At 67.3% G+C, this 7,717-nt stretch carries 8 protein-coding genes; 6 read left to right on the top strand and 2 right to left on the bottom strand.

The features are described 5' to 3' along the window. Positions 1 to 170: 170 nt before the first annotated feature. A complete protein-coding gene (locus tag QSJ19_RS09805; RefSeq protein ID WP_286320008.1) occupies positions 171 to 1,250 on the bottom strand; it encodes a M23 family metallopeptidase in 1,080 nt (359 codons plus the stop codon). Between the two features lie 425 nt (positions 1,251 to 1,675). Here QSJ19_RS09805 and sucC point away from each other — a divergent pair, with 425 nt between their 5' ends. The 4 genes from sucC to QSJ19_RS09785 all read left to right on the top strand — a co-directional run bounded on the left by sucC (position 1,676) and on the right by QSJ19_RS09785 (position 5,051). Further along, positions 1,676 to 2,839 carry an ADP-forming succinate--CoA ligase subunit beta gene (sucC, locus tag QSJ19_RS09800; protein WP_286320007.1) on the top strand — a complete coding sequence of 388 codons (1,164 nt, stop codon included), beginning with the start codon at positions 1,676 to 1,678 and terminating at the stop codon, positions 2,837 to 2,839. A gap of 13 nt (positions 2,840 to 2,852) precedes the next feature. Further along, positions 2,853 to 3,743 carry a succinate--CoA ligase subunit alpha gene (sucD, locus tag QSJ19_RS09795; RefSeq protein WP_124708010.1) on the top strand — a complete coding sequence of 297 codons (891 nt, stop codon included), beginning with the start codon at positions 2,853 to 2,855 and terminating at the stop codon, positions 3,741 to 3,743. Positions 3,744 to 3,847: 104 nt separating this feature from the next. Continuing rightward, entirely contained in the window at positions 3,848 to 4,558 is a 711-nt protein-coding gene (locus tag QSJ19_RS09790; protein WP_286320006.1) for a hypothetical protein, read from the top strand. Further along, a complete protein-coding gene (locus QSJ19_RS09785) occupies positions 4,551 to 5,051 on the top strand; it encodes an RDD family protein (protein ID WP_286320004.1) in 501 nt (166 codons plus the stop codon). The genes QSJ19_RS09790 and QSJ19_RS09785 overlap by 8 nt, the downstream gene beginning before the upstream one ends. 16 nt (positions 5,052 to 5,067) lie before the next feature. On the opposite strand, the gene QSJ19_RS09780 is transcribed toward QSJ19_RS09785, so the two are convergent. Further along, complete coding sequence (locus tag QSJ19_RS09780) at positions 5,068 to 5,526, bottom strand: SRPBCC family protein (RefSeq protein ID WP_286320002.1); 459 nt, start codon at positions 5,524 to 5,526, stop codon at positions 5,068 to 5,070. Between the two features lie 107 nt (positions 5,527 to 5,633). Between QSJ19_RS09780 and QSJ19_RS09775 the strand changes: the two genes are divergently transcribed. Both QSJ19_RS09775 and QSJ19_RS09770 read left to right on the top strand, forming a co-directional pair. After that, complete coding sequence (locus QSJ19_RS09775) at positions 5,634 to 7,286, top strand: carboxyl transferase domain-containing protein (RefSeq protein WP_353507135.1); 1,653 nt, start codon at positions 5,634 to 5,636, stop codon at positions 7,284 to 7,286. After that, on the top strand, positions 7,169 to 7,618 hold the full coding sequence (locus tag QSJ19_RS09770) for an NUDIX hydrolase (RefSeq protein ID WP_353507134.1): 450 nt from the start codon (positions 7,169 to 7,171) through the stop codon (positions 7,616 to 7,618). Before QSJ19_RS09775 ends, QSJ19_RS09770 begins: the two co-directional genes overlap by 118 nt. The last annotated feature ends 99 nt before the right edge of the window (positions 7,619 to 7,717 follow it).

Here is a 7,717-nt window from a genome sequence, read left to right as displayed (position 1 = left end):
ATCTCCTAGCCTTTCGCCTCGGGCCGCGACCCGCGCTCCCAAGGCGAACAGCTCGGCGTACGCCGTAGGGCGACCGGACAGGAACGTCGGCGTACGCCGGAAAGCGACCCGAAGGGAAGTCGGCGTCGGCCGACAGAGGCCGGAAAAGACCGGCCCGAGGAGCCTAGGAACTAGCCCCCGACGTACGGCGACAGACGAACGCCGTGCTCGGCGAGCCAGGGGGCGGGATCGACCTTCATGTTGCCGCCCTTCCACACCTCGAAGTGGCAGTGGGGCCCGGTCGAGAAGCCTTCGCTGCCGACGAGGGCGATGACGTCGCCTGCGGTGACGTGCTGCCCCTTCTGGACGAGCACACCGGACGACGACATGTGGCCGTACATGGTGACGGTGCCGTCGGCGGCACGAACCTGAACCCAGTTGCCGTATCCGGAGGCGGGGCCGGCCTCGATCACGACGCCGTCGGTGACGGCGTGGATCGGCGTGCCGAGCGGAGCGGCGAAGTCGATGCCGCCGTGGAAGCTGCCCCAGCGCATCGCGAAGGTCGACGTGAACTGGTACTGGCCGATGGGCAGGGGCGATGTGAAGAGTGGGCTGCGGAGCAGGTTCTCGCGTTGCGCCTCGGCTGCGGCCATCTGCTTTCCGACGGCCAGCTGGTCGGTGAACGTGCTCATGTCCTTCGCCGGTGTCGCGGTCGCGAGTCCGGGGCCCAGATCGGGCGCGGCGCCTGCGGCGTCCACGTTGGCGGCGTTGGTGGGCGTGCTGGTGGTGTCCGGGGTGCCGACCTGTGCGACAGCGGCGACGGCAGCGCCCGCGGCCATGGCGATGAGCGCGGCGCGGCCACCTTTGAGGGCGGCGGGAGGGGCACTGATGCGATGGCGCCCACCACGTCGGGGGGTTCCCTGGGTGGCGGCCTTGGTGCGGAACGGCTTGTCGTCGGTGGCGAGTTCGGGAGTGTCGTCGGTACTCGCCAGCACGAAGTGGTCGGGGCGTGCACCGTCGACGTCGAACGGTTCCTCGTGCTCGTAGGCGTCGAACTCGCTCTCGGGGATCAGGATGTCCTGAGTGATCTCCGAGCGGGTGGGCCGGTAGTAGCGGTCCCAGTGATCCGAATCCCAGGTGGTCGCCTCGGTGAATTCGTCTATCGGGATGATCGTGGTCACTTCAGCGTCAGAGACGTCATCGGCGAAGCGGGTGGTGGACTGCACCGTGGCCGAACGGCCCGGATAACCACGTCCCGACAAATCGTCCACCTCATCTCTTTGCTGGCGCGGATCACGGTGTTGGCCCCTGTGATCCTTTTGTGACCTGACAGCCGACGGTAACGAAATGATTGCGGCAAGTCCAACGCTGGGAACCCAAAACCAGGAGATCTGTGAGCCGCATCACAGATGGGTCGCAGTGGGCGCCACCTGCGTGAACATCGGATTCGCGATCACAAATCAGCCATGCCATCCCCGCGACGGCCGACAGTCATCGAAGCACGGGTACGGACACGTTCGCCAGTCGAGGTTTCGGCACGGGCGGAGCCCCTCACCGAGCGAGTGATCTGTCGCACAAGCATCGGATGCGCTCACCAGCGAGGAATGGTGCAGGTTTAAAGTCCGATATGGCCCGCATTACACCCCCAACGGTGTTACACCCCTCCTGCGGACAAACCTACGAGATGGTGAGCTGAATGGATCTCTTCGAATACCAGGCGAAGGAACTTTTCGCCAAGCACGAGGTGCCCACCTCGGCCGGCCGTGTTACCGACACGGTTGCCGGGGCACGTGAAATTGCCGAGGAAATCGGCAAGCCGGTCATGGTCAAGGCCCAGGTCAAGGTCGGCGGCCGTGGCAAGGCAGGCGGAGTGAAGTACTCCGCTGACGTCGACGCCGCGGTGGCCAACGCGGAGGCCATCCTCGGCCTCGACATCAAGGGCCACGTCGTCAAGAAGCTGCTGGTCGCAGAGGCGAGCGACATCGCCGAGGAGTACTACATCTCCTTCCTGCTCGACCGCACCAACCGCACCTACCTCGCGATGTGCTCGGTGGAGGGTGGCGTCGAGATCGAGGTCACTGCCGAAGAGAACCCCGACGCACTCGCCAGGATCCCCGTCGACGCCGTGAAGGGCGTCGACCTCGCTTTCGCTCGTAGCATCGCCGAGGCGGGCAAGCTTCCTGCCGAGGTGCTCGACACCGCAGCCGTCACGATCCAGAAGTTGTGGGAGGTCTTCATCAAGGAGGACGCTCTCCTGGTCGAGGTCAACCCGCTGGTCCGCACGCCGGACGATCAGATCCTGGCGCTCGACGGCAAGGTCACCCTCGACGCCAACGCCGACTTCCGTCAGCCCGGCCACGAGGCCTTCGAGGACAAGGACGCCACCGATCCCCTCGAGCTCAAGGCCAAGGAGAACGACCTCAACTACGTCAAGCTCGACGGCCAGGTAGGCATCATCGGCAACGGTGCGGGTCTGGTCATGTCGACCCTCGACGTCGTCGCCTACGCGGGCGAGGATCACGGCGGCGTGAAGCCGGCCAACTTCCTCGACATCGGCGGCGGCGCCTCGGCTGAGGTGATGGCTGCGGGTCTCGACGTCATCCTCGGCGACGAGCAGGTCAAGAGCGTGTTCGTGAACGTCTTCGGTGGCATCACCGCATGCGACGCGGTCGCCAACGGCATCGTCGGCGCACTCGACAAGCTCGGTGCGGAGGCCAACAAGCCCCTCGTCGTCCGTCTCGACGGCAACAAGGTCGACGAGGGCCGCAAGATCCTGGCCGACGCGAATCACCCGTTGGTGACGCTGGCCGAGACCATGGACAGCGGCGCCGACAAGGCCGCCGAACTGGCGAGCAAGTAGGAGCAACAGAGCAATGTCCATCTTTCTGAACAAAGACAACAAGGTCATCGTCCAAGGCATCACCGGTGGCGAGGGAACCAAGCACACCGCCCTGATGCTGAAGGCCGGCACCAACATCGTCGGCGGCGTCAACGCACGTAAGGCCGGCACCACGGTCAGCCACGACGGCGGCGTGGAGCTGCCGGTCTTCGGGTCGGTTTCCGAGGCCATCGAGAAGACCGGCGCCGACACCTCGATCGCGTTCGTCCCGCCGAAGTTCGCCAAGGACGCCATCATCGAGGCCATCGACGCGGAGATCCCGCTGCTCGTGGTCATCACCGAGGGAATCCCGGTGCAGGACAGCGCTTATGCCTGGGCCTACAACGTGTCCAAGGGAAACAAGACCCGGATCATCGGGCCGAACTGCCCCGGCATCATCACCCCGGGGGAGTCGCTCGTCGGCATCACCCCGGCGAACATCGCCGGTACCGGGCCGATCGGTCTCGTGTCGAAGTCGGGCACGCTGACCTACCAGATGATGTACGAACTGCGCGACATCGGCTTCTCGACCGCCATCGGCATCGGCGGCGACCCGGTCATCGGCACCACCCACATCGACGCCATCGAGGCCTTCGAGAAGGACCCCGACACCAAGGTCATCGTGATGATCGGTGAGATCGGCGGCGACGCCGAGGAGCGTGCCGCCGACTACATCAAGGCCAACGTGTCCAAGCCTGTCGTCGGTTACGTCGCGGGCTTCACCGCGCCGGAGGGCAAGACCATGGGTCACGCCGGGGCGATCGTGTCCGGCAGCTCGGGCACCGCCCAGGCGAAGAAGGAGGCCCTCGAGGCCGCGGGCGTCAAGGTCGGCAAGACGCCGAGCGAGACCGCCAACCTGGCACGAGAGCTCTACAAGAGCCTCTGACAGTCGTCGCAGCGCCGATTCCGCAGCCGTTGTCCCCGTCGCTCGGGGGCAACGGCTGCGTCGTTGTGACCGGGTCTTGACCTGCGCACGACTACGATTCACACGTGGGCCAACACGAAGAGGTGCCGCGCGAGGTCGTCGTCGCGACCGGGGCGATCGCGCTGGGGGTGCGTGCGGCGGTCGTGTCCGCCCATGTGGCGTCGTCGGGGGTGCGCCTCGCCCTGCGGTTGCCGGTGATCGGCCCGTGGGGGAGGCGGGGCGTGGATCGGCTTGCGTCCGAGGGGGAGCGGGTCCTCGATCGGGCGCCGGTCGTCGTCGACCGTGCGCGAGCCCTCGTCGCCGTGGTCGTCTCGACGATCATCGCCGACCTGGACCTCACCACCCTGGTACGGGAGAACGTCGACCTGGACGAGGTGGCGACCGGCATCGACATCATGGCCATCCTCGACCGTGTGGACCTCGACGCCGTCATCCGTGACCGTGTCGACCTCGACGCCGCCGTCGCGCATGTTGATCTCGACGCGGTGGCACGCACGATCGACCTCGACGCCATCGCCGCGCGGATCGACATCGCGGCCATCCTCGATCGAGTCGATCTGATCGGCCTGGCCAACGACATCATCGACGGCGTGGACCTCACCGACATCATTCGCGAGGCGAGCACGTCGGTCACCGCCGATGTCATGACCGACGTCCGCAGCAGTGGTGAGCGCGCCGACGACGCGGTGGCCAACCTCGTCAGCCGTGTGTTGCGTCGACGCGTGAACGGGGCCCCCGTCGACCCCTCGCTGAACGGCGACCGGACGCATGAGTGAGCTGACCGGACCCGGTGACGGGCGCGTGGCGTCCGAGGACCGCCGGCACGCCCATCCGCACCACGTGGTCCACGACACCGACAAGGTGGCCGGCATCGTCAGCCGCGGCATCGCCGCCTTCATCGACCTGCTGACCGTGGCCGCGCTGCTCGGCGGCGCCTACATCGGACTCGCGATCGCGATGCTGGTGGTCAACGCCGCGCAGTTCGAGTTCCCGAAAGCCGGCCCGCTGTTCACGGCGACCGGATTGATCGCCGCGTCGATCACCTACAACACACTGTGCTGGGCCATCTCCGGTCGCACCCTCGGCTGCGTGGTGATGGGCCTGCGGGTCCGCGGGCGGCGCCGCGATCGGATGCGCCCCACGGTCGCTCTGCTGCGCGCCGTGTTCTACACGTTCTTTCCCGTCGGGCTCGCCTGGGCCGCAGTCGACCTGCGCCGCCGTTCGGTCCAGGACGTGGTACTGGGTACACGAGTGGTGTACTCGCGGTAGCGGCGTCGTTTCCCTGTCAGATCTCGGCTTCGGACTTCAGTGCGGTGAGTCCCTTTTCGAAATCCTTCCCGAGCATCTTGTCGAAGATCCCGAGCGGTGCCGCGATCCGCGAGAACAGCGAGTGCGGCCCCGTCATCGTCCAGGTCACCTCGGTCTCGGCGCCGCGTGGCGCCAACGTGAACACACTGGTACTCGTGGACTTCATCGGCTTCTCGAACGCGACGGCGACAGCGACGCGGGTAGGTTCGGTGACCTCGGTGATCTCCATGGTGCCCTTGCCCGCCTTGCGGTTTCCCGACCACGCATACCTGGCTCCGACGCCGCTCTCGACTCCGGAATAGTCGCGGTCGAGGCCGGCGTCGAGGCCCTCCCACGGTGACCACCGCCGCCATTCGTGCAGATCGACGATGAGCGGATAGATCCGCTCCGGCAAGGCCGCGATCGTCTCGGTCCGCGTGATGGTGTACTCGCCCATGGTTGTCTCCTGTCGGGGGTGCTGATGTCCTGCAGTATGACCCAGGGCAACCCCGAAGATCACCGGTCGAGACGTTCATGTCGCGGACCCGCCATTAGGGTGGGATCGTGACCGAGCACGACGCGACCGCGGCGAGCCTCCTCGATATTCTCGTGGACCGCGGCACCTGGGAGTCGTGGGACACGCCTGTCGACACCGATCCCGCCGACGACGACTACCGTGCATCGATGATCCGCGCCCGCGAACGCACAGGCACCGACGAATCGGTACTCACCGGGCGCGGGCGGATCGGGGGTGTCGACACCGTCCTCGTGGTCAGCGAGTTCGGTTTCCTCGGCGGGTCGATCGGCCATGACGCCGGACGGCGGGTGGTCGTGGCCATCGAGCAGGCGACCGCCGGGGGATTGCCCGTGCTGGCGCTGCCGGCATCCGGCGGCACGCGGATGCAGGAGGGGACCGCCGCGTTCCTGCAGATGGTCGCCATCGCCGGGGCGGTGGTCGCTCACAAGGCCGCCGGCCTGCTCTATCTCGTGTATCTCCGTCATCCGACGACAGGTGGTGTGTTCGCGTCCTGGGGATCGCTCGGACACATCACGTGGGCGCAGCCGTCCGCGTTGGTCGGGTTCCTCGGTCCGCGGGTGTATGAGGGGTTGTACGGCGAACCGTTCCCGGACGGCGTCCAGACTGCGGAGAACCTTTGTCGCCGTGGACTGGTCGACCGGGTGCTGGCGCCGGAGGACCTCGCGCCGACGGTGGCCCGGACGTTGCGATTGGTGACGCGTGGTGGCGGCCCTCGGCTACCGGTGGGGGCCACCGACCATTCAGGCGATGGGTCGGCCCCGACTCGGGCCGGTTCCGGTTCGGCGTGGGACGCCGTTGTCGCGACCCGCGCCGACAACCGGCCCGGACTGGTCGAGTTCCTCGACGAAGAGGAAACCATACGCATCCGGGAGGACGGTCCGATCTGGTTGGCGCTCAGCGACTTCAGTGGCAGGACCGCAGTGGTCATCGGGCAGGACCGCCGACGGCAGGCTGCCGGCGAACTGATCGCACCGATGGATCTCCGGGTCGCGAGGCGGGGCATGGCCCTTGCCGCGGACCTTGCTCTCCCCGTCCTGACCGTCATCGACACCCCCGGTGCCGAGCTGTCGGTCGCCGCCGAGGAGGGTGGGCTCGCCACCGAGATCGCCCGCTGCACCGCAGATCTGATCGGCCTTCCGGTACCGACCGTCTCGGTGCTGCTCGGTCAGGGCGCCGGCGGCGCGGCGCTCGCGCTCTTCCCGGCTGATCGGCGGGTGGCTGCGACCGACGGTTGGTTGTCGCCGCTACCGCCCGAGGGGCCAGTATCATCGTCCACCGCGACACCGGGCACGCACCGCAGCTGGCCGACGAACAGGGCATCACCGCAACGGCATTGCTCGCCGACGGCACCGTGGATCGGCTGGTCGACGTCACCGGCGCCGACGGTGTCGCGAGTCTGCGCGCAACGGTCGCGAAGGAGCTCGCTCGCACACCGGAACCTGTTCCAGCACAGCGAACACGGACGCCGAACCGCCGTCGGACCGAAGCGCTTGCTGTTCCGGTCTCTGGGGAGCGGGGTGATGGTGGTGTGCGTGTTGTTCCGGTCCCTGAGCCCGGATCCGTGGACGGGGCCCCTCCACGGATCCAGGCTGAGGAGCGGAGCGATAGCGAAGCGTCACGAAGGGTCCTCGGCGTCGGCGCCATCATCTGGGACGACGCCGACCGGCTTCTGCTGGTGAGACGAGGTCACGCACCGCAGATGGGACGGTGGACGGTTCCCGGTGGCAAGGTCGAGCCGGGTGAGACGCTGGAGGCGGCGGTCGTGCGGGAGACCTGGGAGGAGACCGGCCTTCATGTCGACCTCGTCGCGCGGGCGTGGGTGGTCGACATCCCGGGAGACGACGATGTGGTGTTCGAGGTCCATGACTTCGTCGCCCGGGTGCGGTCCGGGACGCTGCACGCCGGGGACGACGCCGCCGACGCCGGCTGGTTCGACGTCGCCCAGATGGGCGAGCTCGAGTTGACCGATGGTCTGGTCGATCACCTCGAGCGGCACGGCCTGATGCGGTGAGTCGGTGGCAGGGGTTCTGCTCACACTGAGGTAAACCGCATCCGCCGGAATACATGCTGGTCGTGAGGTTCCCTGACGAACGACACCCACGTGGTGGTC

Origin of the sequence: Gordonia sp. ABSL11-1 (assembly GCF_030315685.1) — a bacterium.
Taxonomy (GTDB): Bacteria; Actinomycetota; Actinomycetes; order Mycobacteriales; family Mycobacteriaceae; genus Gordonia.
This window is presented reverse-complemented; position numbering and strand designations above follow the sequence as displayed.